General features: G+C 71.9%; 23 protein-coding genes. 16 read left to right on the top strand and 7 right to left on the bottom strand.

Annotation, left to right across the window (positions count from 1 at the left end):
- Window positions 1-61 precede the first annotated feature (61 nt).
- The gene (locus G4G93_RS04060) at window positions 62-1,108 is read right to left on the bottom strand and encodes a YeiH family protein (RefSeq protein ID WP_165081467.1); all 1,047 of its coding nucleotides are present in this window, start codon (window positions 1,106-1,108) and stop codon (window positions 62-64) included.
- Between the two features lie 84 nt (window positions 1,109-1,192).
- On the bottom strand, window positions 1,193-1,513 hold the full coding sequence (locus tag G4G93_RS04055) for a PetM family of cytochrome b6f complex subunit 7 (RefSeq protein WP_165081465.1): 321 nt from the start codon (window positions 1,511-1,513) through the stop codon (window positions 1,193-1,195).
- A 174-nt stretch (window positions 1,514-1,687) separates the two neighbouring features.
- On the opposite strand from G4G93_RS04055, the gene G4G93_RS04050 reads away from it, so the two are divergent.
- Window positions 1,688-2,389 carry an HAD family phosphatase gene (locus G4G93_RS04050; RefSeq protein ID WP_165081463.1) on the top strand — a complete coding sequence of 234 codons (702 nt, stop codon included), beginning with the start codon at window positions 1,688-1,690 and terminating at the stop codon, window positions 2,387-2,389.
- A 134-nt stretch (window positions 2,390-2,523) separates the two neighbouring features.
- Window positions 2,524-3,102 carry an FMN reductase gene (gene msuE / locus G4G93_RS04045; protein WP_165081461.1) on the top strand — a complete coding sequence of 193 codons (579 nt, stop codon included), beginning with the start codon at window positions 2,524-2,526 and terminating at the stop codon, window positions 3,100-3,102.
- 161 nt (window positions 3,103-3,263) lie between these two features.
- Here the strand turns inward: msuE and G4G93_RS04040 are convergent, their stop codons facing one another.
- A complete protein-coding gene (locus tag G4G93_RS04040; RefSeq protein ID WP_165081459.1) occupies window positions 3,264-4,076 on the bottom strand; it encodes a helix-turn-helix domain-containing protein in 813 nt (270 codons plus the stop codon).
- A 124-nt stretch (window positions 4,077-4,200) separates the two neighbouring features.
- On the opposite strand from G4G93_RS04040, the gene G4G93_RS04035 reads away from it, so the two are divergent.
- Genes G4G93_RS04035 through G4G93_RS04025 form a run of 3 tightly spaced genes read left to right on the top strand, consistent with a single transcriptional unit; the run spans window position 4,201 to window position 5,656 of the window.
- A complete protein-coding gene (locus G4G93_RS04035) occupies window positions 4,201-4,560 on the top strand; it encodes a nuclear transport factor 2 family protein (protein WP_165081457.1) in 360 nt (119 codons plus the stop codon).
- Window positions 4,557-5,363, top strand: coding sequence for an alpha/beta fold hydrolase (locus G4G93_RS04030; protein WP_165081456.1), 807 nt, complete (start codon window positions 4,557-4,559; stop codon window positions 5,361-5,363). Before G4G93_RS04035 ends, G4G93_RS04030 begins: the two co-directional genes overlap by 4 nt.
- Entirely contained in the window at window positions 5,360-5,656 is a 297-nt protein-coding gene (locus tag G4G93_RS04025) for a putative quinol monooxygenase (RefSeq protein ID WP_165081454.1), read from the top strand. Before G4G93_RS04030 ends, G4G93_RS04025 begins: the two co-directional genes overlap by 4 nt.
- 80 nt (window positions 5,657-5,736) lie before the next feature.
- Here the strand turns inward: G4G93_RS04025 and G4G93_RS04020 are convergent, their stop codons facing one another.
- Window positions 5,737-6,765, bottom strand: a complete 1,029-nt coding sequence (locus tag G4G93_RS04020) for a gamma carbonic anhydrase family protein (protein WP_165081452.1) — start codon at window positions 6,763-6,765, stop codon at window positions 5,737-5,739.
- Between the two features lie 216 nt (window positions 6,766-6,981).
- Between G4G93_RS04020 and G4G93_RS04015 the strand changes: the two genes are divergently transcribed.
- The 3 genes from G4G93_RS04015 to G4G93_RS04005 all read left to right on the top strand — a co-directional run bounded on the left by G4G93_RS04015 (window position 6,982) and on the right by G4G93_RS04005 (window position 9,267).
- Window positions 6,982-7,437 (top strand): molybdenum cofactor biosynthesis protein MoaE, encoded by a 456-nt coding sequence (locus G4G93_RS04015; RefSeq protein ID WP_165081450.1) that lies wholly within the window; start codon window positions 6,982-6,984, stop codon window positions 7,435-7,437.
- A gap of 130 nt (window positions 7,438-7,567) precedes the next feature.
- A complete protein-coding gene (locus G4G93_RS04010) occupies window positions 7,568-8,017 on the top strand; it encodes a hypothetical protein (protein WP_165081448.1) in 450 nt (149 codons plus the stop codon).
- Window positions 8,018-8,109: 92 nt separating this feature from the next.
- Window positions 8,110-9,267, top strand: a complete 1,158-nt coding sequence (locus G4G93_RS04005; protein ID WP_165081446.1) for an AI-2E family transporter — start codon at window positions 8,110-8,112, stop codon at window positions 9,265-9,267.
- A 139-nt stretch (window positions 9,268-9,406) separates the two neighbouring features.
- Here the strand turns inward: G4G93_RS04005 and gshB are convergent, their stop codons facing one another.
- Window positions 9,407-10,363, bottom strand: a complete 957-nt coding sequence (gene gshB / locus G4G93_RS04000; protein WP_165081444.1) for a glutathione synthase — start codon at window positions 10,361-10,363, stop codon at window positions 9,407-9,409.
- Window positions 10,364-10,580: 217 nt separating this feature from the next.
- Window positions 10,581-11,138, bottom strand: coding sequence for a YcgN family cysteine cluster protein (locus G4G93_RS03995; protein ID WP_165081442.1), 558 nt, complete (start codon window positions 11,136-11,138; stop codon window positions 10,581-10,583).
- A 247-nt stretch (window positions 11,139-11,385) separates the two neighbouring features.
- Here G4G93_RS03995 and G4G93_RS03990 point away from each other — a divergent pair, with 247 nt between their 5' ends.
- The 5 genes from G4G93_RS03990 (at window position 11,386) to G4G93_RS03970 (ending at window position 17,673) form a co-directional block, all read left to right on the top strand.
- Window positions 11,386-13,635, top strand: coding sequence for a PBP1A family penicillin-binding protein (locus G4G93_RS03990; RefSeq protein ID WP_312891690.1), 2,250 nt, complete (start codon window positions 11,386-11,388; stop codon window positions 13,633-13,635).
- Between the two features lie 330 nt (window positions 13,636-13,965).
- On the top strand, window positions 13,966-14,697 hold the full coding sequence (locus tag G4G93_RS03985; protein ID WP_165081438.1) for a class I SAM-dependent methyltransferase: 732 nt from the start codon (window positions 13,966-13,968) through the stop codon (window positions 14,695-14,697).
- Window positions 14,698-15,148: 451 nt separating this feature from the next.
- On the top strand, window positions 15,149-16,249 hold the full coding sequence (locus tag G4G93_RS03980; RefSeq protein ID WP_165081436.1) for a glycosyltransferase family 2 protein: 1,101 nt from the start codon (window positions 15,149-15,151) through the stop codon (window positions 16,247-16,249).
- Between the two features lie 141 nt (window positions 16,250-16,390).
- Window positions 16,391-17,095 (top strand): DUF1214 domain-containing protein, encoded by a 705-nt coding sequence (locus G4G93_RS03975; RefSeq protein WP_165081434.1) that lies wholly within the window; start codon window positions 16,391-16,393, stop codon window positions 17,093-17,095.
- Complete coding sequence (locus G4G93_RS03970; protein ID WP_165081432.1) at window positions 17,092-17,673, top strand: hypothetical protein; 582 nt, start codon at window positions 17,092-17,094, stop codon at window positions 17,671-17,673. Before G4G93_RS03975 ends, G4G93_RS03970 begins: the two co-directional genes overlap by 4 nt.
- Before the next feature lie 134 nt (window positions 17,674-17,807).
- Here the strand turns inward: G4G93_RS03970 and G4G93_RS03965 are convergent, their stop codons facing one another.
- Entirely contained in the window at window positions 17,808-18,578 is a 771-nt protein-coding gene (locus tag G4G93_RS03965; protein ID WP_165081430.1) for a hypothetical protein, read from the bottom strand.
- A gap of 595 nt (window positions 18,579-19,173) precedes the next feature.
- Here G4G93_RS03965 and G4G93_RS03955 point away from each other — a divergent pair.
- From G4G93_RS03955 to G4G93_RS03945, 3 genes are all read left to right on the top strand, one after another.
- A complete protein-coding gene (locus tag G4G93_RS03955) occupies window positions 19,174-20,286 on the top strand; it encodes a DUF2336 domain-containing protein (RefSeq protein ID WP_165081428.1) in 1,113 nt (370 codons plus the stop codon).
- A gap of 140 nt (window positions 20,287-20,426) precedes the next feature.
- Window positions 20,427-21,722 carry a 2-oxo acid dehydrogenase subunit E2 gene (locus G4G93_RS03950; protein WP_165081426.1) on the top strand — a complete coding sequence of 432 codons (1,296 nt, stop codon included), beginning with the start codon at window positions 20,427-20,429 and terminating at the stop codon, window positions 21,720-21,722.
- Between the two features lie 53 nt (window positions 21,723-21,775).
- Window positions 21,776-22,183 carry a GNAT family N-acetyltransferase gene (locus G4G93_RS03945; protein WP_165082024.1) on the top strand — a complete coding sequence of 136 codons (408 nt, stop codon included), beginning with the start codon at window positions 21,776-21,778 and terminating at the stop codon, window positions 22,181-22,183.
- The last annotated feature ends 218 nt before the right edge of the window (window positions 22,184-22,401 follow it).

Genomic DNA, 22,401 nt, shown 5'->3' with positions numbered 1-22,401 from the left:
GGGGTGTGTCGCGGCTCTCGCCTCCGTCGAGCGGACCGACGCCTTCGTCCCGAGCCTCAGCTCACGAGATCCCCAACCCCCGCACCAGCGCGATGCTGACGAGGAGCAGCACCGCGAGCGACGCGGTGACCGCGAGCGTCACCCGGCCGCCGACCCGGGCCACCACCCGCACGTCGACGCCGAGGCCCAGCGCCGCCATGGCGATCACCGTCAGGATGCCGGCGGTGCGGGTGAGGGGCGCCAGCGCCGCGTCGGGCACGAGGCCCAGCGACCGGGCGGCGGCGAGGCCCAGGAAACCGAGGATGAACCACGGCACCAGCTTGAAGAAGCCGAGCTTCCTGGGAGGGCCGGCCGGGGCGCCGGACTCGTCGCGCAGGCGCGGGGCGACGAGCGACAGGCCGAGCACGACGGGTCCGAGCATCAGCACCCGCACGAGCTTGACCAGCGTGCCGACCTGCGTGCTGACGAGGCTCACCGGCACGGTGGCGGCGAGGACCTGCGGCACCGCGTAGACCGTCAGGCCGGCGAGCACGCCGTACTCGGTCGGGTTGGTGCCGAGCAGCGGGATCAGGAGCGGCAGGCCGAGCACGACGAGCACGCCGAGGATCGCCGTGAAGGCGATCGAGGAGGCGACGTCGTCGCCGCTCGCCCCGATCACCGGTGCGACCGCCGCGATGGCCGAGTTGCCGCAGATGGCGTTGCCGCAGGCGATCAGGATCGACATCCGGGCCGGCAGCCCGAGCAGGCGCCCGATGGCGTAGCTGGCCAGCAGCGCGATCGCCACGGTGGCGATGATGCCGGTGAGCAGGGCCGGCCCCGAGGCGACGAGCGCCTTGAGGCTGATCGAGGCCCCGAGCAGCATCACGGCGACCTCGAGCAGCTGCTTGGCGCTGAAGGCGATGCCGATGCGCCAGCGCGGCCCCGGCTCCCAGACCGAGCGGATCGCGATGCCGGCGAGGATCGCGATCACCAGCGCCTCGACGTAGGGGTGGTGGACGAGGCGCTCCTCCACCGCCTGGACCAGGCTCGCCGCCGCCGTCACGGCGACGCAGAGGGTGAGGCCGGGCAGGACCGCGATCGCGGTGCGCCCCATCGTGTCAGGCCGCATCGCCGGGCATGCTCGCGGATATGGGGGGTCTCGGTCCAGGGCTCATCGGCGAGGGCTCATCGGCCAGGGCTCATCGGCGAGGACTCACGGCCGGAACCCCGTGCCGATGCCGGCCCGCGACGGCTGGCCGATCCAGAGCAGCACCGCGCCGAGGACCAGGGCGACCAGGGCGGCCGGCGAGAGCGTGAAGGGCAGGCCGAGGAGCTTCCACAGCATCGGCTGGCCGCCCTCGGCCATCGCCTGCAGGCTCGCGGCCCGGTCCTTCATCAGCGCCGCCGCGACGTCGCTGACCGAGGTGACGAGCACGGCGTTGTTGGCGATCGAACGGGCGCCGTCATAGACGATCCCGACGAAGCCGGCGGCGAGGAACAGCAGGCCGAGGCAGCGGCACAGGAAGCGGATCATCCAGGGCTCCGGACCGCGCCGTGAGCGGGGCGCGCGGGACCTTGAGTAGAGAGAGGCCCCTGCGGGCGCAAGAAGTTGCGGACCGGCCCACGAGCTTGAGCGCGGCACCGTGGCGGGTTGATCCCGCGCCTCCCGGCGTGCCACGGCGGCTCGCGACCGACGAAGGGGAGCGGCATGGACGGCAGGACGGGCAGGACACGGCCGGAGCTGGTGATCTTCGACTGCGACGGGGTGCTGATCGACAGCGAGCCGATCAGCCTCGCGCGCCTGACCGAGAACCTGCAGCGCATCGGCGTGCCGATCGACCTCGAAACGGTGGCGCGGCGCTTCACCGGCACCAGCATGACCTCGATCATGGCGCATATCGCCGCCGATTACGGCGTGCCGACCCCCGAGGGGTTCGTCGATGCGGTGCGGGCCGACACGCTGCGGGCCTTCGACGCCGAGCTGAAGGCCATCGCGGGCGTCGCTGCGGTGCTGGAGAGCCTGCCGGAGCAGCGGATCTGCGTCGCCTCGAGCAGCGACCCGCAGCGGCTGCGCCACGCGCTCTCGCTCACCGGTCTCCTGTCCCATTTCGACGGCCACGTCTTCAGCGCCAGCATGGTGGCGCGGGGGAAACCCTTCCCGGACCTCTTCCTCTACGCCGCCGGGCAGATGGGGGTGGCGCCGGAGGATTGCGTGGTGATCGAGGACAGCGTGCCGGGCGTCGCCGCGGCGCGGGCCGCCGGGATCCCGGTCCTCGGCTTCTGCGGCGGCGGCCATTGGGCCCACGACCGGGCGGGGGCGGATCTTTTGGCCGCAGGCGCCGCCCGGGTCTTCGACGAATTCACCGTGCTACCCCATCTGTTGGGGGTGCGGGAGCCCGCGTCCCGCTAAGGGACGGGGAGCCCTGGCACCGGTTTCGCATTGACCTCTCGCGCCCACCCGCCACAGTTGCAGGTGGACGCGACCGGCCCGCAAGACCGCTCCTTCCGTTCAGACGCCCCCTCTCCCGCCCACCGGAGCCCGCCGTGAGACCAGCCCGCATCGTCGCCTTCTCGGGCAACGTCCGCCGTCCTTCCCGGACCCGCGCGCTGGTGGAAGCGGTCGCCGGCGAGCTCGCCCGCCGCCGTCCGATCGACCTGAAGGTCTACGACCTCGCCGAGATCGGCACCGGGCTCGGCGTCACCACCCGGGATGCCCTGCCGCTGCCGATCGCCCACATGATCGAGGCGATCGAGGGCGCGGACGGGCTGATCGTCGGCTCGCCGGTGCATAACGGCTCCTATTCGGGGCTGTTCAAGCACGTGATCGACTTCCTCGACCCCGCGGCGCTCGCCGGCAAGCCGGTGGCCCTCACCGCCACCGGCGGCGGCCCGCGCCACGCCCTGATGGTCGAGCACCAGCTCCGCCCGCTCTTCGGCTTCTTCACCGCCCACGTGGCGCCGACCGCGGTCTATGCCGGCGAGGCCGAGATCCAGGACGGGATCGTGACCGACGCCCGGGTCGCCGACCGGGTCGCGGCGGCGGCGAGCGAGCTCGGCCACCTCATCGACGTCGCCGAGGCGGCCCGCCGCGCGGCGGGCGGGCGGGCGGTGGCGGGGCTGTAGGGCGAGGCTCGATCAGCGTGGCTACGGGAGGGTCTGCTCTCGATACGAGGCAGATGCGGAGAGATCTGCGGCCAGGACAGATCAGGATCCGTGACCGAAAAACCTCGAGAGCTGACTTTCAGTATCCGAGGCATGTTCCGCCGGAGCGGGCGGCGCGCTTGTTACGAGGATGGCGAAGGGTTGAGGGCTCGACGCGTTGCCTCGTCGGCGGGCAAAAAACCTTCCAGGGTCAGTTCGGACAAGGCAATGTCGGTCGCCGTCCCGAAGACCGTGGTGGTCGACAGGAACGAGAGCCGTTCGCCCGTCGCGGGATGCCGGAGAACCAACGGCACGGCGATCCGGGCAATGTCCGATCGGGGTTCCGCCTCCTGCGATTTCGCGCCCGGTGAGGGCAGGGCACGCAGCCTGTCGTGAAGGCACGCGAGGTCGGGATCGCCGGACGCGGCCGCGTCGCGGCGCAGGCGTTCCAGAATATGCCGGCGCCATTCGCCGAGGTTCAGGATCGAAGGGGCGAGCCCGTCAGGTGCCAGCGACAGGTGCAGGACGTTGACGGGCGGTTGGAGCAGGCGGGGTGCCACGCCGGCGAGAAGCGGCGCGAGAGCGTCGTTGGCGGCCACCAGCGTCCAGTGTCGATCGACTGCGAGCGCGGGATAGGGCTGGTAGGCGGCAAGAACGGCGCGCACGGCCTCGATCGCCTCCGCCATATCGGGCCGATCCAGCGAACGCTCGGCGAAGACCGGCGCGTAGCCCCCCGCAAGCAGAAGGCGGTTTCGCTCTCGGAGAGGCAGGACGAGGCGTTCGGCGAGGCGCAGAAGCATGTCGCGGCTCGCCGCCGACCGGCCGCTCTCGACGAAGCTGAGATGCCGCACCGAAACCTCGGCCTCCAGCGCGAGGTCGAGCTGGCTGAAGCGACGCCGCTTCCGCCAGTCGCGCAGGACGTCTCCCACCGTGTCGTTCGCAAGCCCCGCTCTCATGCGGTCCTTCTCGCATGACGACGGCCTCACGCCCATGACCTGCGAGGTAAATGACCTGCGAGGTAATCGCCTGACGCGCATCGCTCTCCCATGCTGCGGGCTCCCGACCACCGAGGAGACCGACATGCGATCCCCGCTCGACACCGCCACGGACTATCTCGCCGTCTGGAACGAGGCTTCGGCCCCGGAGCGTCGACGCCGGCTCGACGCCTGGCACCCGGATGCCCGCTACCGTGATCCCCTGATGGAGGCCGACGGACGCGAGGCCGTCGCTGCGATGATCGAGGGAGCGCGAGAGCGTTTTCCGGGCCTCGCGTTCCGGCTTCACGGCACACCGGACGGCCACGGCCCCTTCGTCCGCTTCTCGTGGGCGCTCGCGCCGGATTGCGGCCCAGCCGTCGCCGCCGGAACCGATGTCGTGCGCCTCGACGCGGCGGGCCGCATCGCCGAGGTGATCGGCTTTCTCGACGAGGTGCGGTCATGAGCGCGCCCTTCGTCGAGATCGAGGACGGTCACCGGCTCTTCCTGCGCGATTGGGGTGGCGGTCCACCCGTCCTGCTCCTCGCCGGCTGGAGCATGGACTCGCGCATCTGGGGCGAGGTCATGACGGCGCTGAATGCCCGCGGCCTGCGCACGATCGCCTATGATCGTCGCGGACACGGTCGCTCCACCGATCCGGGACGGGCCGACTACGATACGCTGACGGATGACCTGGCACGGGTTCTCGCCGCCCTCGGCCTTCGCGGGGTCACGCTCGTCGCCCATTCAGGAGCCGCCGGGGAGGCGATCCGCTATCTCGCACGGCACGGAACCGACAGGATCGCCCGTCTCGTCCTCGTGGGGGCAACGGGTCCCCGCATGATTGCGGGCGGCGATGGCGATCCCGGCCTCCCGCCGGAGATCGCGGCCGCGACGCGGGCGCGGCTCGCGGCCGACCTGCCGGGCTGGATCGAGGACGCCATCGAGCCCTTCGCGCCCGGGCACAGGGCCGCGCTCGGCGCCTGGATGTCCGGCATGGTGCAGGACACCTCGCGGCGCATCCTCCTCGACTTTCAGGATGCCATCCTCTCGGCCGACCTTCGTCACGACGCTGCCCGTCTCGCGCTGCCGGTCACGCTCATCCACGGCGACCACGATGCGTCGGCCCCGCTCGACCTGACGGCACGGGCTTACGCCCGCCTCATCCCGGGCGCCGAACTCGTGATCTATGACGGCGCCGCGCACGGCCTGATGGTCACGCATGCCGCGCGTCTCGCAGCCGACATCGCCGGGAGGTGCGCGTCGTGAGCGTCGCCTACGTCGTCGCGTTCCAGCTCCGGCCGGGCCAGCGGGAGCGGTTCCTTCGGCTCCTGACCGGGGTCATGGAGGCGATGCGCCATGAAGCCACCTACCGGGCCGCCACGCTCCACGAAGACCCGGACGACCCGACCCGCTTCCTCCTTCATGAGATCTGGGCCGACCACGAGGATGTCGTGAACGTCCAGATCCACCGTCCCTATCGGCGGGCTTGGCACGAGGCACTGCCGGAGCTTCTGCAGGAGGATCGCAGCATCGCGATGTGGCGACCGATCGAGGCGTGAGCCCTTGTTTTCCGTGGACGTGACGGGATGGCCGGCGCCCCCTCCGACGGATCCGACCCGGGAACCGGCCCTTCCCCCTCTCACGCTTCCCCGGGGGCCCGTACCTGCAGCTTGCGATAAGCCCGTCCATACGCCGCATAGCTCGCCACGGTCCGGGCCATCATCGCGCGCCGCTCCGCGTCGAGGCGCGACAGGGGCCGCGCCGGGCGCCCGCCCCAGAGCCAGCCGGAGTCCAGCACCTGCCCGGGATCGGTGGCGCTGCCCGCGGCGAGCAGCACGTCGGCCTCCACCACCGTGCCGGGGCTCAGCCGCGTGCCCATGCCGATGAGGCAGTTCGGGCCGATGCGCCCGTCGGCGGCGTGGACGTTGTGGCCGAGCGTGGTGTCGCGCTCGATCACCAGGCCCTCGGCGCGGGCGTGCAGGGCGCAATTGTCCTGCACGTTGACGTTGGGCCCGATCACGATCGGCCCCGCCGCCGCCTCGAGGAGACAGGAGAAGAACACGCTCGCCCCCGGCGCCAGGCCGACCCGGCCGCGCAGCCGGGCGGTGCGGGCGACGAACACCGCGGGATCCGGCACGAGGTCGTCCCCAGGGCCCAGGGCCGCCTCGCTGGCGGCGGCCTCGCGCAGGCGCTCGGCCCGCTCGGCGAGTTCGCCCGGGGCCAGCGCCCGCACCGGCCGGGCCGGGCTGCCGGCGCAGACGAAGCCCGACGGCAGGGTGGTGCGCGGAAACACCGTGCTGCCGGCCTCCAGGAGCACGCCGTCCTCGATCAGCGAGCCGTCGAGGACGGTGCAGCCCTCCTCGATCACGCAATCGTCGCCGACCGTGCAGGCATGGACCACCGCGTCGCGGCCGACCGTGACCCGGTCGCCGACGATGCACGGATAGACCTCCGCGGCGATGTGCAGGGTCGAGCGGGCGCCGAGCCAGAACCGGTCGCCGACGACGATGTCGTGCCCGTCGGCGCGGATCACCGATTCGTCGCCGAGCCAGGCTTGCGCCCCGAGGCTCGCCCGCCCGATCACCGTGCTGCCGCGGCCGCACCAGACCGGCCGGGCCGCGAAGGTCGGTGCGGTGTCGTCGTAGGGGAGGAGGAGGTCGGGGGTCATGGGGCGTTCCTCCGTCCGGCCGGCCATGCTGGCGGGCCATGCCGTGAACCTCCACATCTACGCCGTTCCGCCGCCTGCGACAGCCCCGGGCGTCCGGGCGCCGTTCGTGGTAGGACGCCGCCGGACCCGCATTCCGGACCCGCCATGATCTCCGGACCCGCCATGACCCCCGGACCCGCCATGACCCCCGGACCCGCCATGACCCCCGGACCCGCCATGACCCCTCGCCTCTCGATCCAGTCCGAGCCCTTCGACGTCGCGGCGGAGATCGCCGCCCTCACGGCGGAGCTCGGCGGGCGGGCGGGCGCCATCGTGAGCTTCACCGGCCTGTGCCGCGACGAGGGCGGAGAGCTCGCCGCCCTCGAGCTCGAGCATTATCCCGGTATGGCCGAGGCCGAGATCGGCCGGGTGCTCACCGAGGCCGCGGGGCGCTGGCCGCTCCAGGGCGCGGTGGCGATCCACCGCCACGGCCTCGTCCGCCCGGGCGAGGGCATCGTGCTGGTGCTGGCGGCCTCCGCCCACCGCAATGCCGCCTTCGAGGCGGCGAGCTTCCTGATGGATTACCTCAAGACCCGCGCCCCGTTCTGGAAGCGCGAGCACCGCGCCGACGGCACCCTCGGCGGCTGGGTCGAGGCGACGGAGCACGACGCGGCGGCGGCGGCGCGGTGGTGATCCCGCCGCACCGTCGAACGGGTCCGCGCCGGCAGTGCGCCACCGCATGATCCGTGCGAAACGGGGATTACCGACAATTCGAGCGGTCCGACTGAGGAATCGCTGACCGGCCTGCGGCAGGATCGCCGCCATGCCCCGCAATCACCATACCTCCCGCGATCCCCGTCCGGCCGATCCGCTCCCCTTCGACCCGCTCAGCGCCCGCAACCTCGCGGTCGCCTGCGCGCTGATCGGGCTCGCAACCCTCCTGCTCTCCGAGCGGCCGACGCCCGGGGGCCTGCTGCTCGCGTGGGGCGGGCTCATCGGCTGGGCGCTGCTGCGCATGGTCGGCGGCCGCCCGGCCCAGCCGGTGCGCCGGAAGGTCGCCCCTCGGCCGCGACCGGCCGTCGAGGTGATCGAGGTCACGGACTGGGAGGTGAAGGAGCGGGATGTGAAGAACTGGGCGCCCCGGCGCCCGGCCCCGACCCTGGCTCTCCCCAAGCCCATCGCGGTCGACCCGCCGGCGGCGACGGAGGCGTGGAAGACCTCGGCGCACCCGGCCGTGCTCGCCGGCGTGCGGCGCCGGCGCGAGGAGGAGTAGGGATCGGCTCCCGGCGGATCGCCGAACGGCCGCGGGCGGCTATCTCTCAGGTCCTGAGGCGGCCCGCGCCGCCGGCGGAGAGACCATCGGACATGCCCGCTTCCCCATCCCAGGCCGGCCTCCGGCCGGATCCCGCCCTTCCGCTCCGGGGCGGCACCCGCTCGCTCGTCCTCGCGGGCATCGGAATCGTGGTGTTCACGGCCGCGATGCTGCTGGCCTGGCGCTCGGCCGACACGCTGCTCCTGATCTTCGCCGGCATCCTGTTCGCGGTCTTCCTCGACGGGCTGGCGCATTTTCTCGGCCGCGTCGTCCCGCTCGGGCACGGGTTCCGGCTCGCGATCGTGAGCGTGATGCTGACGATCCTGGTGCTCGGCATGGTCGGGCTCGGCGGCGCCACCGTGGCCTCCCAGGCCGAGCGCCTGAGCCAGACGCTGATGCAGCAATCCGGCACCGTGAAATCCTGGCTCGACGCCCGCGGGATCGACACCCGCTTCCTCGATTTCGGCAAGCTCAAGGACGGGGCGGCGCAACCGGGCGGCGGCGAGGCCGAGGACGGGCGGCGCACCCTGCCGGCGGCGGGCGGCCTGCCGAGCCCCGGCACGCTCCTGTCGGGCGCCGGCAGCGTGCTCGGCCAGGCCTCGACGGTGGCGCTGGCGGTGTTCGGCGCCATCGGCAACGTGTTCATCGTCGTGGTGCTCGGGCTGTTCGTGGCGGCCGATCCCCGGACCTACCGCGACGGGCTCCTGCGCTTCGTGCCCTCGCGCCACCGCACCCACGCGGCCTCGGTCGCCGACGACATCGGCATCACCCTGCGCCACTGGCTGTTCGGGCAGCTCGTCGTGATGGCGGCGATCTTCGTCTGCGTCTGGCTCGGGCTGACGCTGGTCGGCATCGACGGGGCGCTGGTGCTGGGACTCCAGGCCGGCCTGCTCTGCTTCATCCCGACCATCGGGGCGCTGGTCGCCGGCATCATCATCGTGCTCGCCTCCCTGGCCTCGGGGCTCAAGGGGGTGATCGCGGGCTTGTGCGTCTACCTGCTGGTCCAGACGCTGGAGAGCTACGTGCTGACGCCGTTCGTGCAGAAGCGGGCCCTCGACATCCCGCCCGCCACGCTGTTCGCCGGGCAGATCCTGCTCGGCGTGCTGTTCGGCCTCTGGGGCGTGGCCCTGGCGCTGCCCCTGATGGCGGTCGCCAAGGTGCTGCTCGACCGGCTCTACATCGAGGACACGCTGGGGGAGGATGCGGGCTGAGGGCGCTCGTCCGACGCGGTGCCGGGCTGTCCGGATGAGAAGAACCAAGCGCGGGGCTCCCCGCTCCACACCCGCGGGGAGCGAGGAAAGCCCGCGCCGTTCGCCCTTTCCGGACGGCGACGGCAGGCGTCAGGCGCGCTCAGGCGCTCTGCGGCTTCGTCACCTTGGCCTCGATCGCGTCCCAGACCGCGACCGCGAGGTCGGGGCCGCCGAGGCGCTTGATCGCCCGGATGCCGGTGGGCGAGGTGACGTTGATCTCGGTCAGGTTGCCGTCGATCACGTCGATGCCGACCAGGATCAGACCGCGGCGGCGCAGCTCCGGGCCGATCGCCGCGCAGATCTCGCGCTCGCGCGGTGTCAGGTCCGTCGCCCCGCCGGTGCCGCCCCGCACCATGTTGGAGCGGATGTCGTTGGCCGCCGGCACCCGGTTGACGGCGCCCATCGGCTCGCCGTCGACCAGGATGATGCGCTTGTCGCCTTCCGTGATGCGCGGCAGGAAGCGCTGCACCACCCAGGGCTCGCGGAAGGTGACCGCGAAGAGGTCGTACATCGAGCCGAAATTCGGGTCGTCGGGCATCACCCGCAGCACCGCCGCGCCGCCGTGCCCGTGCAGGGGCTTCATCACCACGGCGCCGTGCTCGGCCCGGAAATCCTCGATCTCGCGCTTGTCGCGGGTGATCAGGGTCGGGGGCATCAGCTCCGGATAGGCGGTGACGAACAGCTTCTCGGGGGCGTTGCGCACCTCGAACGGGTTGTTCACCACGAGCGTCTGCGGGTGGATCCGCTCGAGCAGGTGCGTCGCCGTGATGTAGGCGAGGTCGAAGGGCGGGTCCTGGCGCATCAGCACCACGTCGACGCTCGCCAGATCGATCCGCTCCTGGGCGCCGAGATGGGCGTGATCGCCCTCGATGTCCTGCACCCGCAGGGGCTCGACCCAGGCGGTGACGCGCCCGTCGCGCATCGAGAGCCGGTCGGGCGTGTAGTGCAGCAGCGTGTGGCCGCGGCCTTGCGCCTCCAGCAGCAGCGAGAAGGTGGTGTCGCCGGCGATGCGGATCGCCTGGATCGGGTCCATCTGGACCGCGACGGTGAGGGCCATGTCGGGTGTATCTCCGGTCGCCCGGGTTATCGGGCGGGCCGCGCCCGATGGCAACGGCCCCTGACAAGGAAGGCCCCGCGCGCGAGGGCGCGGCGGGGCCTCAAGTCAGGGAGGAAACGCCCATGAGCGTCCGGAAAGGCCTCGCAAGCCTCGTGCCAGAGCGGCCGAAACCGGTCTTCGCGCGGCTTGGGCAGCCTTGCGGCCGGCCCGGCTCCGATCAGGCGCCTTCCTGCGGATCCTCGCTCCGGAGTTCCCGGCTCACGGGTTCCTGGCTCCCGGGATCCTGTCCCGGCCAATCGACGATGCGGTCCGGCAGCTCCTCGGTCTCGAACTCCTCCTCCGTGCCGCTGACCCTGCCCCGGACCGAGATGCCGGCCTCGTGCACGGTGCGGCGGGTGCCGGAGACGAGCGGGTGCCACCACGGCAGGTCGTGCCCGTCGCGCACCAGGCGATAGCCGCAGGTCGGCGGCAGCCAGGGCAGGGTGCGGACCGCTTCGGGCGTCAGCCGGACGCAATCGGGCACCTTGCGCTGGCGCCTCGCGTAGTCGCGGCAGCGGCAGGTGCCGGCATCGAGCAGCGTGCAGCCGATATCGGTGTAGTGGATCTCGCCCGAATCCTCGTCCTCGAGCTTGAGCAGGCAGCAGCGGCCGCAGCCGTCGCACAGGCTCTCCCACTCCGCCGGCGTGAAGTCCTCCAGGCTCTTGCCGCGCCAGAACGGGGTCGCGGCCTTGAGGGAGACGGGCGGGCGCGGAGTCTTGCTGCGGGCTTTGGCCACGGATGCTGACGGCTTTCGTGGCGCCGGATCGACGGCGCGTGCGGGAATCGACGGGGGGATTCCCTCCCCTGTGCCGCGCGCGGCTGCCCAGGGCAAGCGCGACCGGCGGCGTCTGCGCAATCCTGCGACGTCGTGTCGGTGCGGGACTGCCCCATATAGGCCGTGACGGCCTGCGAAGGCCGACCCGCCTCGCGCTACGATGCGGGGTTTGCTAGACCTGACATCGCGCCATCGAGGACCCGCCCAAGTGCCCGAGAACCGGCCCGAGAACCGGCCTGCCAGCCGGCTGACCCAGCTCCGGACCCGCCTGTCCCACGGGCTGCTCGGCTTCGACGCCTGGATGAACGACGGCCTCTACAATGGCGGCCGCTCGTTCGGCGAGGCCTATGGCCGCTACGCCGAGAAGATCCAGCGGCGCTTCCGGGTCTCCGGCGCCAAGCGCGTCGTCCTCGACCTCACGAGCGAGGCCGTGACGCTCGGGCTCGCCGGCGGCGTGGTGATGCTGACGCTGGCGCAATCGGCCTTCAACCAGACCAGCGAGAACTGGCTGAAGGCCCCGGACCTCGCCGTGACCTTCCTCGACCGCTACGGCACCGAGGTCGGGCGGCGCGGCATCAAGCACGACGATTCGCTGCGCATCGATGAATTTCCCGACATCCTGGTCAAGGCGCTGATCTCGACCGAGGACCGGCGCTTCTACGAGCATTGGGGCATCGACCCGATCGGAACGCTCCGCGCCGTCACGGTGAATGCCCGCGGCGGCGGCCACGTCCAGGGCGGCTCCTCGCTGACCCAGCAGCTCGCCAAGAACCTCTTCCTGTCGAACGAGCGCTCGCTCGAGCGCAAAATCAACGAGGCGTTCCTGGCGCTCTGGCTCGAATGCCACCTGACCAAGAACGAGATCCTGAAACTCTACCTCGACCGGGCCTACATGGGCGGCGGGACCTTCGGGGCGGCGGCCGCGGCGGATTACTATTTCGGCAAGAACCTCAAGGACATCACCCTGCCGGAAGCCGCCATGCTGGCCGGCCTGTTCAAGGCGCCGACGAAGTACGCGCCCCACGTCAACCTGCCGGCGGCCCGCGCCCGCGCCGCGGACGTGCTGCACAACATGGTCGAGGCCGGCTACCTGACGGAAGGGCAGATCCAGTCGGCCCTGCGCAACCCGGCCACACCCGTGACCCGCTCGCGCGACATCAGCGCCGACTACTACCTCGACTGGGCCTTCAACGAGATCAAGAAGCTCGTCGACGAGGGCAAGCTGAAGAAGGAGCGGGTGCTGGTCGTCAAGACGCCGCTCGACCTCGCGATCCAGAAGCGGGCCGACCAGGCGGTGGAGAACGTGCTGCGCCAGTTCGGCGACGCCTTCGACGTCGAGCAGGCCGCCCTCGTGACCATGGATCCCGACGGCGCCGTGCGGGCGATGGTCGGCGGCGCCGATTACGGCCAGAGCCAGTTCAACCGCGCCACCGACGCGCTGCGCCAGCCCGGCTCGTCGTTCAAGCCCTACGTCTACGCCGCCGCCCTCGCCACCGGGCAGTGGCGGCCCGAGAGCCGGGTCGTCGACCGGCCGGTCTGCATCGGCAACTGGTGCCCGGCGAATTACGGCCGCTCGTTTGCCGGCACCGTGCCGCTCTGGGTCGCGGTGGCGAAATCGATCAACACCATCCCGGTGCAGTTCTCGATCGCCATGGGCAAGCAGCTCGGCGAGACCCACGAGGCGCGCGCCGCCAAGCTCGGCCGGGCCAAGATCATCGAGCTCGCCCACAAGATGGGCATCACCTCGAACCTCGTCGATTCGGTCTCGCTGCCGATCGGCTCGGCCGAGGTGACGGTGCTCGACCAGGCCGCCGGCTACTCGGTCTTCGCCAACGGGGGCCGGCGGGCCAAGCCCTACGCGGCGACCGAGATCCGCACCGGCGCCGGCGAGGTGATCTACCGCCACGACACCAGCGAGGCGCCGCCCGAGCAGCTGCTCTCGACCCGGGTCGTCGCCGACATGAACTTCATGCTCAACAAGGTCGTCGACGAGGGCACCGGCCGCAAGGCCGCGGTGGAGGGCGTGCGCACCGCCGGCAAGTCCGGCACCACCAATGCCTATCGCGACGCCTGGTTCGTCGGCTATACCGGCAACCTCGTGACCGCGGTCTGGTACGGCAACGACGACCATTCCTCGACCAAGAACCTGACCGGCGGCTCGCTGCCGGCGATCACCTTCCACGAGGTGATGGCCCCGGCCCACCAGGGCATCGAGCTCAAGCCGATGCCGGGCTTCGAATCCGACAAGGCCGGCGCCCGCAGCCCGCAGGCCGCCGCCCCGACCGCGCCGCCGCCCGGCGCCCCCGCCGGCGCCCTGTCGCGCCGCTCCTTCGAGGTTCTGGGCGGCCTCGGCCAGCTGTTCCGCTCGGTCGAGAGCCCCCCGCCGGGGCGGGCGGCGTTCAACGTGCCCGACCGGGCCGGGCAGACCGCCGGCTCGCCCGCCAAGAGCGGAATCTAGCGGAAGCGGGATCTCGCACGCGCGGGATCCCGCCATCGCCTCGTCCTGCCGTTGCGTCAGGCCGGCTTCCGTGCCAGGGAGGACAGCCCGGCGGATCGGCCCGGTCCGGCAAGTCGGCCCGGCAAGTCGACCTGCGTGCTCCCCCATGATGCGCGCGAGCATCGTCCGACGAGGCGGCGACCGGCGGCGGGACGACGCGGCAGGAGCCGGAGACAAGAGCCGAAGACCCGTCGCCTCACCGACGGGCCGCGCGAGCCGGCGAGGCTCTCGTCGAGCGCCGGACGACGGGCCGCGCGAGATCGCGATGCGACATCACGGGGGCAGGCGACGATGACCCATACGCACTGGCATTCAGGCCCCCTGTACAGCGACTTCGTCGCGGCGATGACGCGGGCCAAGCAGGCGCGCGGCTACCTGGAGGTCGGCGTCAGGGACGGCTCGACCCTGGTGAAGGTCGATTGCCCGAGCATCGGCGTCGACCCGCTCTTCCAGATCACCGGCAACGTCATCGGGAAGAAGACGCGGCTTCATCTCTACCAGATGACCAGCGACGCATTTTTCCGCGAGCACGCCCCGAGCAAGATCCTCGACGCGCCGATCGACGTCGTGTTCCTGGACGGCCTGCACCAGTTCGAGTTCCTGCTGCGCGATTTCATCAACAGCGAGAAGGTCTCGCATCGCCACGGCCTGATCATGCTGGACGATTGCCTGCCGGCCAATGCCGAGATGACCGAGCGGTACCACGACCCGGAGGCGCGGCTGGACAGGGACCTGGCCGGCTGGTGGACCGGCGACGTCTGGAAGCTGCTGCCGATCCTGGAAAAATACCGCCCCGACCTGCGCGTGACCTCCGTCGGCGTGCGCCCGACGGGCAGCATCTGCATCACCAACCTGGATCCGACCTCGACCGTCCTCGACGATCACTTCTACCGCATCGTCGACGAGTATCGCGGGATCGACATGGACGACGCGGGCCTCTTGCGCTTCTACGAGAGCCGCAGGATCGTCGATGCCCAGACGATCCTGCACGGGTTCGAGGCGTCGCTGTTCGTCGGCCCTTAGATCAGCACCCGATCGCATTGCCGTCGAACACTGCTCCAGGCCTCTTGACTTCGGCGCATTGTCTGCGCCGAACCGGTCTTCGCTTCGTCGGACGATGCTCCGGAGCCTCGCGAGCCTGCCCGACGGGTCCGGCGCGCCCGGCGGACAGGCCGGAGGCGGTTCCGCGCCGATCCTTGACCTTCGTCATCACGGTCCGCACAACGGCGCAGCCCGACCCTTCGCCCTCCACCGGATCGGCAGGATGCTCGATGCTACGCGGCTCGCAACGCCAGTCAGACGAAATCCGACTGATTGCTTCGCAATGCGGATTTCGGCTTCGCTCGGACGCCGCGCGGGCTGGCGATACCCTTTCCGGAAGTCATCGTCCGGAAACGGGATCAGGGTGCGCAACCCGGTGCCGCGCCCCGGCCTCGTGCGTCGCGTCGGCGCGTGGTCCGCGTGAGCGCGATCTGTGCCGGGGGTTCCGGCCGGCACAGGGCGCACCCACACAGATCGGCCTGACTGCGACATGATGCTGACTGCCGCATTCCGGAATGCATTCCAGAACCGCACGAAAGGAAAGCCCATGAAGTTCGTGGCGGTCACCCGCATTCTCGACGAGGCGGACATCGTCGAGGCGTTCACGCGGCACACGGCCCTGTTTGCCGGCCATCACATCTTCATGGATAACGGCAGCAACGACGGGACGCTCGATATCCTGCGATCGCTGCAGAACGAAGGATTGCCGATCACCGTTTTCCAGAACAAGTCCGTGCACTACAACGAGCGTGAATTCAACACGTTCCTGTACAAGGAAGCCGTCGACAGCCACCAGGCGGACTGGGTCGTCTTCCTGGATGCCGACGAGTTCCTCGACGACCGGCATCTCGGGATGTCGTTTCACCAATATTTCGATGCCCTGGCGCAGAGCGACCGCATGGTTCATTGCGTCAAGGCACCAATGGTGAACTATCAATACACCCGGCAGGACAACAAGAACGAGATCATCGTCCCCCGGCGAATGATCCGGCGCCACGCGCCGAGCGATACCTGCAAGGTGATCGTCAGCGCGAAGATCAGGCACGACGATGTCCTCATCGACAACGGATCGCATTACGTCTTCTGTCGCGGGTCCGAGGTCCGCGAGCAGATCACCGAGCCCAATCTCTGGCTGGCGCATTTTTCCGAGCGCTCGCCGTTCCAGCTGATCGTGAAGTTCGTGCGGGGCTGGGCGAAGGTGCTGGCCGCCGGCGAGGTCGCCGTCAAGGCCGGGGCGAGTTCCCACTATCGCGGGCCGTTCCACATCCTGAAGGACAATCCGGACGCGCTCCTCAAGAGCGAATGGTTCATGACCCACAAGAACGAGCATCCGGACCTCGTCGAGGACCAGATGCGCTATCATGGCGGCGATCTCAAATACACGCCGCGCATCGACGACGACATGATCGCCGTGCGGAGCCTGATGGGCTACCTGACGGACCTGGCCGAGCAGCACGGCCGGCTGATCGACGCGAGCGCCGCCGTCAAGCAGTTGGTCGAGCAATGGGGCTCCCGGCACGACAAGATCATGTGAGGCGCGAATCGATCCCGCGCCCCGTGGCCGGGGTCGGTGGGGCCGGGGCCTTCGTCGGGGGGCCGCGCTCCGGCCGGTCGATCGCCGCGCGCAAAAAACCCGTTCGGCCCCGGCCCGACCTGAGCTAGACACGGGCCCACGATGCTGATCGAGAAAGCCGCCCTTCCGGCCTCCGGGCGCGCCCCGTCCCCCGGCCTTCGCCTCCGCCCCCGGCTCCTGCGGGGGGCGCTCCGCCTGCGCCGGGTCGGCACCGTCGGGCTGGTGGTCTACGCCCTGGGGCTGGGCGCGGTCCTGGGGCTCGCCAGCGCCAATTGGGCGACGCGGGGGCGCTACCCGTTCGGGGGCGTCGTCCTCAACGCCTGGACGGCCTGGCCGAAGATCGGCGCGCGCGACGCCGACCCCTACGTGCGGGCGATCCATGCCCGCACCGGCGAGGTGCCGCTGGCGCTCGGCGAGGGCCTGCTCCTCACCGCCCTCACCGACGATGACGGGCGACGGCTCGATCCGTCCTGCCGCTACCGCATCGCCGGCGCCACGCCGCCGGCCCGGGCCTGGACCCTGACGGTGGAGCGCGGCCGCCACGCAGCGCCGGCCGAGCCGCAGGCCGGCACCGCCCCGCCGCCGCCGCGGACCGGGTTCACCTCGACGGAGGTGCTGCGCGACCGCGACGGCCGCTTCGCCGTGGCCCTGAGCCCGGACGTTCAGCCCGGCAACTGGCTGCCGATGCCGGCGGGCGAGGGCTCGATCCGGCTGGTGCTGCGCCTCTACGACACGCCGGTGGCGGCGAGCACCGGCGTGCTCGAGCGCGAGGGCGTGCCCTCGATCACCCGTGAGGTTTGCCCGTGACGCCGCTCGGCCGCTTCGTCCTCGCCACCCTGTGCGGCCTCGTCCTGGCCGGGCTCGTCCACGTCGCGACGGTGCTGGCGATCCCCTACCTCTCCACCGGCGATGCCTTCGCCCGCTCGCGCACGACGCTGGCCAACGACACCTCGGTGCTGGTCCACGCCGCCGAGACCGGCGGCCCTGCGGAGGCGGCGGAGGGCTGGCTGCCGCGGCAGGATCCGGCGGTGGCGGTCGGCATCTGCGCCTACGACCTCGACGACGGCCCGGTGCGGATCACCGCCGAGACAGGCCCGCTGCTCGAGACGATCGCGCTCCACGGGCGCAACGGAGCCTACTACGCCATCACCGACCAGGCTGCCCTGCGCGGCACGGTCGAGCTCGTGATCATGACGAAGCGCCAGTTCGACGAGGCGCTCGCCACCGCCGACGAGGACGAGCGCAACCGCGACGTGCGCATCATCGCGCCGAGCCGCGAGGGCTTCGTCAGCGTGCGGGTGCTCGCCGCCCTGCCGAGCCAGCAGGCCCAGGCCAATGAGGCCGCCCGCTCGGTCTCCTGCACCATCGACGGTCCGGACGAGTAGGCCCGACCGTCGATGTGCTCCCTCGCGCTGTCGCCATCGGCACGTCGATGCGGAAGCGTCCGGCGCATCGGCGCCGACGGCCGGCCGGGCCCGCCTCGCGCCTTCGAACAAATCTGTTCGAAGGCGCAACGGTGTTACCCCTTGCGCACCAGCACGACCTCGCCGGGCCCCGGCGGGACGAGGCCGCAGCGGATTTCGGCGTCGGCCGGCAGCAGCGGGTCGAGGAGGGTGCGGCGCGAGTCGAGGAAGGCCAGCGCCCGCTCGGCGGCCACCGCCTCCTCCTCGGGCGCGGCCACCAGCAGGTGCTCCAGGGCGTAGCGGTAGGAGGCGGAGCGCGCCCCGGTCTCCAGCCGCACCCAGGCGATGAGGCAGCGGTTCTCGGCCACCCGCATCGCGGCGCTGCGCACGTCGCGGTCGTCCAGGGTGGTGATGAAGGGCAGGCTCTGCAGCCGCGTCAGATCGGCCCGCACCACCCGGGAGGCGGTCTCGGCGAAGGCCGGGATCAGGCGTCCGTCCGCCACCAGGTCGTCGGAGAGGCGCCGGTAGCGCGAGACGGGGGAGCGGAACGGCCCGGCGGTGATCGCCTCGAAATAGGCGGAGGGGTCGGAGAGGCGCCAGCCGACCGGCAGCACCCGGGCGCGGGTGAGGTTGTCGAGGGCCGCCTCGAAGAGGCTGCGCTCGCGCGCCGGCATCAGGAAGCGCCAGGCGCGGTCGCGCAAGGCGCGCTCGTCCTCCGTGAACGGAAACGGCGACGCCGCCTCGCCCCGCTCGTGCGCGGTCAGCGTGCCGGCGGCGTCGACCATGCTGTTCCAGGCGGTGGGGGCCGGACGGCCGAAATCGCCCTGCTGGGCGCAGGCCCCCACCAGCGGCAGGGCGAGCAGCAGGGCGCGGCCCGGGGCCGGCAACGGGGCGGAGCGCGTCGACGGCAACCGAGAGCGCACGCGCTCAGCCCCGGCAGCGCCGCTCCGGCGCGGGCAGGCCGGGCTCGGCGGGGTCGGGCAGCCTCTCATAGCGCACTCCCGTGAACAGCAGAATCGTGCCGCGGACCGCGTCCGCCGGGTGAGGATCCGTCCCTCGGGCATCGGTCCCGTGAGGATCGGCCCCCTGAGGATCGGCTTCCTGGGACATGGCCGGGACGTGTCCGGCCCGGGGCCGGCGCGCCGCCCGGAACGGGATGATGTCCGCCGAGGGACGTCGCTGTGGGCCGACCATGTGTGCTCTCCCGCCTCCGTCACGTCCCTCCGGGACCGCCGCCTCGCACGGCCTCGCTTGCGGGACGAAACCACGCACATGGTTAACGGACTGTTTCCAAGGCACGCCAGGGAGAGGGCCGCCGAGGAGCCCGCCGGCCGGCGGCGTAAACCATCGGTGACCGGGCCGGGGCGTCATCCCCGCTGTCCCCAGGCTCGGGACGGGCCGGTCCCGGCAGCCTTAAGCGTCGCTTTACGCAGACCCTCGCATTCTCGGGGTCGGTTTCTCGTCCTGCGTACCCGATCGCCCATGGCCCGCTCCGCCGCCGACGCTCCGCCGGACCTCTCCGGCCTCCTCGACCTCGCGCGAGACCGGCGTCTCGACATGAAACCGGTCCTTCTGCGGGTGCAGACGGACCTGTTTCGCGCCGCTCCCGTGCGAGACGTCGCGACGATCAAGGCCTTCGAGGCCCTGGCCTGCGGGCTGATTCCGACGGTCGACGACGCGACCGCCGAGATCGTCGCCCAGAAGCTCGCGCCCCTGCCCGACACGCCCCAGAGCGTACTGGCGCTGCTCGCCGCCCATGGCGGCGGCGCCCGCGACGCGGTGCTGGCGCTGAGCCCGGTCCTGTCGACGCCGGTGCTCGACGCCGCCGGCAACGGCCCGGAGCTCGACGCGGTCATCGCCCTGCGCCACGATCTCGGCCGGGCCGTGGTCGACGATCTCAGCCTGCGCGACGAGCCGGATGTCGACCTGGCGCTCGCCCGCAACCTCTCGGCGCCCCTCGCCGGCGCCGCCCTGGAGCGGCTGGTGGAGCGGGCGCGCCGGCGGCCGGAACTCGCCGCCCTGCTGCTCGCCCGCGACGACCTGCCGGCCGTCGATCTCGCGCCGCTCTACCTCCAGGCCGACCGGACGCGCCGGGCGGCGATCCGCGACGGCGTCGCCGCCCGGGCGGCGCTCCGGCCGCAAGCGCGGGCCGGGATGCGCGCCGCCGGCGCGGCGCTGACCGCGTTTGCCGGCCGCGGCGAGCCGGAGCGGTTCGAGGCGGCGTTGGGCGAGGCGCTCGGCATGCCGGGCGTGAGCTTCCGCGCCACCGAGCCGGAGCGGCGCGACCTCCTGGCGCTGGCTTTGCGCGCCGCCGACCTCGCCGAGGAGGAGGCGGTGTTCATCTTCCTGCGCCTCGATCCCTCGATCGCCCGCTCGGTCGAGGCGGTGTTCGGCCTGACCGAGCTGTTCCGCGCCATGGACGCCGCCACCGCCCGCGACCTCGTCGCCTCGATCCTCGGCAGCGAGCCCGGGATGCGCAGCGCCGCCCCCGAGCAGCACCGTCCGGCCCACGGCCCGTCCTCGCCGCGGATTCGCCCCGCCGCCGCGCCGGCCCTGCGCCAGACCTTGCCGGAGCGCACCCGCAAGACCCGATAGGGTCGACACCCGGTCGAACCTCGGAAGCGCGACGGTTTCCCCTCGGTCGCGAAATCAGCTAGGCGTGGCGCTCCGGACGCCGCGCCGCTCTCCGCACCGGCCGTGCGACGGGACAACGAGAAACGTCTCGGGAGAGTCTCGTGAGTGCCAGCCTGCCGGTCGCCCTGCCCGATATCGGCGACTTCAAGGACGTCCCGGTGGTCGAGATCCTGGTCAAGCCGGGAGACCGGATCGCCGTCGACGACCTCTTGATCAGCATCGAATCCGACAAGGCCACCATGGAGGTTCCCTCCCCGGTGGCGGGCGTGGTGGCCGACATCCTGGTAGCGCCGGGCACGCGGGTGTCGCAGGGCACCCCGATCCTGATGGTCGACACCTCCGGCGAGGGCACCGCCCCGGCCCCCGCGGCGCAAGCAGCACAGGCAGCGCCGGCCGAGCAGGCCGCCCCGGCGGCAGCCCCGGTCCCGGCCCCGACGGCACCCGCCGCGCCCGCCGCCTCGTCCGACGCCCATGCCACGCCCTCGGTCCGCGCCTATGCGCGCGAGCTGGGCGTCGATCTCGCCGGCATCACCGGGACCGGCCCGCAGGGGCGGATCCTGCGCGAGGACGTGCTGGCCTTCGTCCGCGGCCAGATGGCGACCCCCTCCCCCGCTCCCGCAGCAATGCCCGCCGCCGCGCCGGCCGCACCGTCCTCCGGCATCGGCGCCGGCCTGCCGGCCTGGCCGCAGGTCGATCACGCCAAGTTCGGCCCGGTGCGGCGGGAGACCCTGTCGCGCATCCAGCAGATCTCCGGCCAGGCGCTCACCCGCAACTGGCTGACGATCCCGCACGTTACCAATTTCGACCATGCCGACGTCACCGAGACCGAGGCCCTGCGGCGCGACCTGAACGGCGCCGGCCGGCCGGGGGCCCACAAGGTCACCATGGTGGCGATCCTGATCAAGGCCGCCGCCGCGGCGCTCCGGGCCTATCCGCGCTTCAACGCCGCGCTCGACGGCGATGCCCTGATCCTGAAGGACTCCGTCCATGTCGGCTTCGCGGTCGACACGCCGCGGGGCCTCCTGGTGCCGGTGGTGCGCGACTGCGACCGCAAGGGCATCGTCGAGATCGCCCAGGAGATGGGGGAGCTTGCCGAGCAGGCGCGGTCCGGCACCCTGCCGCCCGCCGCGATGCAGGGCGGCGGCTTCTCGGTCTCGTCGCTCGGCGGAATCGGCGGCGACGGCTTCACGCCGATCATCAACGCCCCCGAGGTGGCGATCCTGGGGGCGGCGCGCTCGCGCATCGAGCCGGTCTGGGACGGCAACGCCTTCCAGCCCCGGCTGATCCTGCCCCTGAGCCTGTCCTGGGACCACCGGGCGGTGGACGGCGCCGCGGCGGCCCGGTTCCTGTCCCACCTCGCCGCGGTGCTCGGCGACCTGCGCCGGGGCGCCCTGTGATCCGGCCGGCGGCGCCGGCCGACCACCCGGCCCTGGCGCGGCTCTTCGAAGAGATGCAGGCCTACTACGCCGTGCCCTGCCCGCCTCGGGACGCCATCGAGGCCTCGCTCTCCGGGCGCCCGGCCGGCACCGAGATCCTGGTGGCCGAGGAGAGCGCGGACCTCGCCGGCTTCGCGGCCTTCTCGGCGATCTATCCGGGCCCCGGCCTCGCCGGCGGCCTGTTCCTCAAGGAGCTGTTCGTCGGCGCCCGGCATCGCGGCGCCGGCCACGGCCGCGCCCTGGTGCGGGCGGTGGCGGCCGAGGCCGTCGCGCGGGAACTGAAGCGGGTCGACTGGACGGCGGATGCCGGCACGCCGGAGCTTCTGGCATTCTACGAGGGGCTCGGCGCGGTGCCGAAGCCCGGCAAGGTGTTCTTCCGGCTGGATGGGGAGGGGCTGGCGCGCCTGGGCGGGCAGACGTGAGCGGGTGCGGGCGCGTCCCCTGATCGCCCGGAGGCGCCGGACCCCTCTCCCCGGGCAGTCCCGCGGCCCCGCTCTCGCGCCATGGCGGGCCTCGGCCATCGATCGGTATCACCGGGAACCGCTCGACTCATCGTCCGGCACGATTGAAGCATTCGAATGGGTACGACGTCTTGCGAGCCTCGCGAAACGGTTTCCGACCCGTCCCTCGCCGTGAGGTG

Source organism: Methylobacterium sp. DB0501 (assembly GCF_011043735.1).
GTDB classification, from domain to species: Bacteria; Pseudomonadota; Alphaproteobacteria; order Rhizobiales; family Beijerinckiaceae; genus Methylobacterium; species Methylobacterium alsaeris.
The sequence above is the reverse complement of the archived record's forward strand: the minus strand, read 5'-3'. Positions and strand labels throughout refer to the sequence as shown.

What these genes read in the sequence shown, in the direction of transcription:
- G4G93_RS04060 (WP_165081467.1), bottom strand. Translation starts at nt 1,108, where the DNA reads ATGCGGCCTGACACGATGGGGCGCACCGCGATCGCGGTCCTGCCCGGC.
- G4G93_RS04055 (WP_165081465.1), bottom strand. Translation starts at nt 1,513, where the DNA reads ATGATCCGCTTCCTGTGCCGCTGCCTCGGCCTGCTGTTCCTCGCCGCC.
- G4G93_RS04050 (WP_165081463.1), top strand. Translation starts at nt 1,688, where the DNA reads ATGGACGGCAGGACGGGCAGGACACGGCCGGAGCTGGTGATCTTCGAC.
- G4G93_RS04040 (WP_165081459.1), bottom strand. Translation starts at nt 4,076, where the DNA reads ATGAGAGCGGGGCTTGCGAACGACACGGTGGGAGACGTCCTGCGCGAC.
- G4G93_RS04035 (WP_165081457.1), top strand. Translation starts at nt 4,201, where the DNA reads ATGCGATCCCCGCTCGACACCGCCACGGACTATCTCGCCGTCTGGAAC.
- G4G93_RS04030 (WP_165081456.1), top strand. Translation starts at nt 4,557, where the DNA reads ATGAGCGCGCCCTTCGTCGAGATCGAGGACGGTCACCGGCTCTTCCTG.
- G4G93_RS04020 (WP_165081452.1), bottom strand. Translation starts at nt 6,765, where the DNA reads ATGACCCCCGACCTCCTCCTCCCCTACGACGACACCGCACCGACCTTC.
- G4G93_RS04015 (WP_165081450.1), top strand. Translation starts at nt 6,982, where the DNA reads ATGACCCCTCGCCTCTCGATCCAGTCCGAGCCCTTCGACGTCGCGGCG.
- G4G93_RS04010 (WP_165081448.1), top strand. Translation starts at nt 7,568, where the DNA reads ATGCCCCGCAATCACCATACCTCCCGCGATCCCCGTCCGGCCGATCCG.
- G4G93_RS04005 (WP_165081446.1), top strand. Translation starts at nt 8,110, where the DNA reads ATGCCCGCTTCCCCATCCCAGGCCGGCCTCCGGCCGGATCCCGCCCTT.
- gshB (WP_165081444.1), bottom strand. Translation starts at nt 10,363, where the DNA reads ATGGCCCTCACCGTCGCGGTCCAGATGGACCCGATCCAGGCGATCCGC.
- G4G93_RS03985 (WP_165081438.1), top strand. Translation starts at nt 13,966, where the DNA reads ATGACCCATACGCACTGGCATTCAGGCCCCCTGTACAGCGACTTCGTC.
- G4G93_RS03975 (WP_165081434.1), top strand. Translation starts at nt 16,391, where the DNA reads ATGCTGATCGAGAAAGCCGCCCTTCCGGCCTCCGGGCGCGCCCCGTCC.
- G4G93_RS03955 (WP_165081428.1), top strand. Translation starts at nt 19,174, where the DNA reads ATGGCCCGCTCCGCCGCCGACGCTCCGCCGGACCTCTCCGGCCTCCTC.
- G4G93_RS03945 (WP_165082024.1), top strand. Translation starts at nt 21,776, where the DNA reads ATGCAGGCCTACTACGCCGTGCCCTGCCCGCCTCGGGACGCCATCGAG.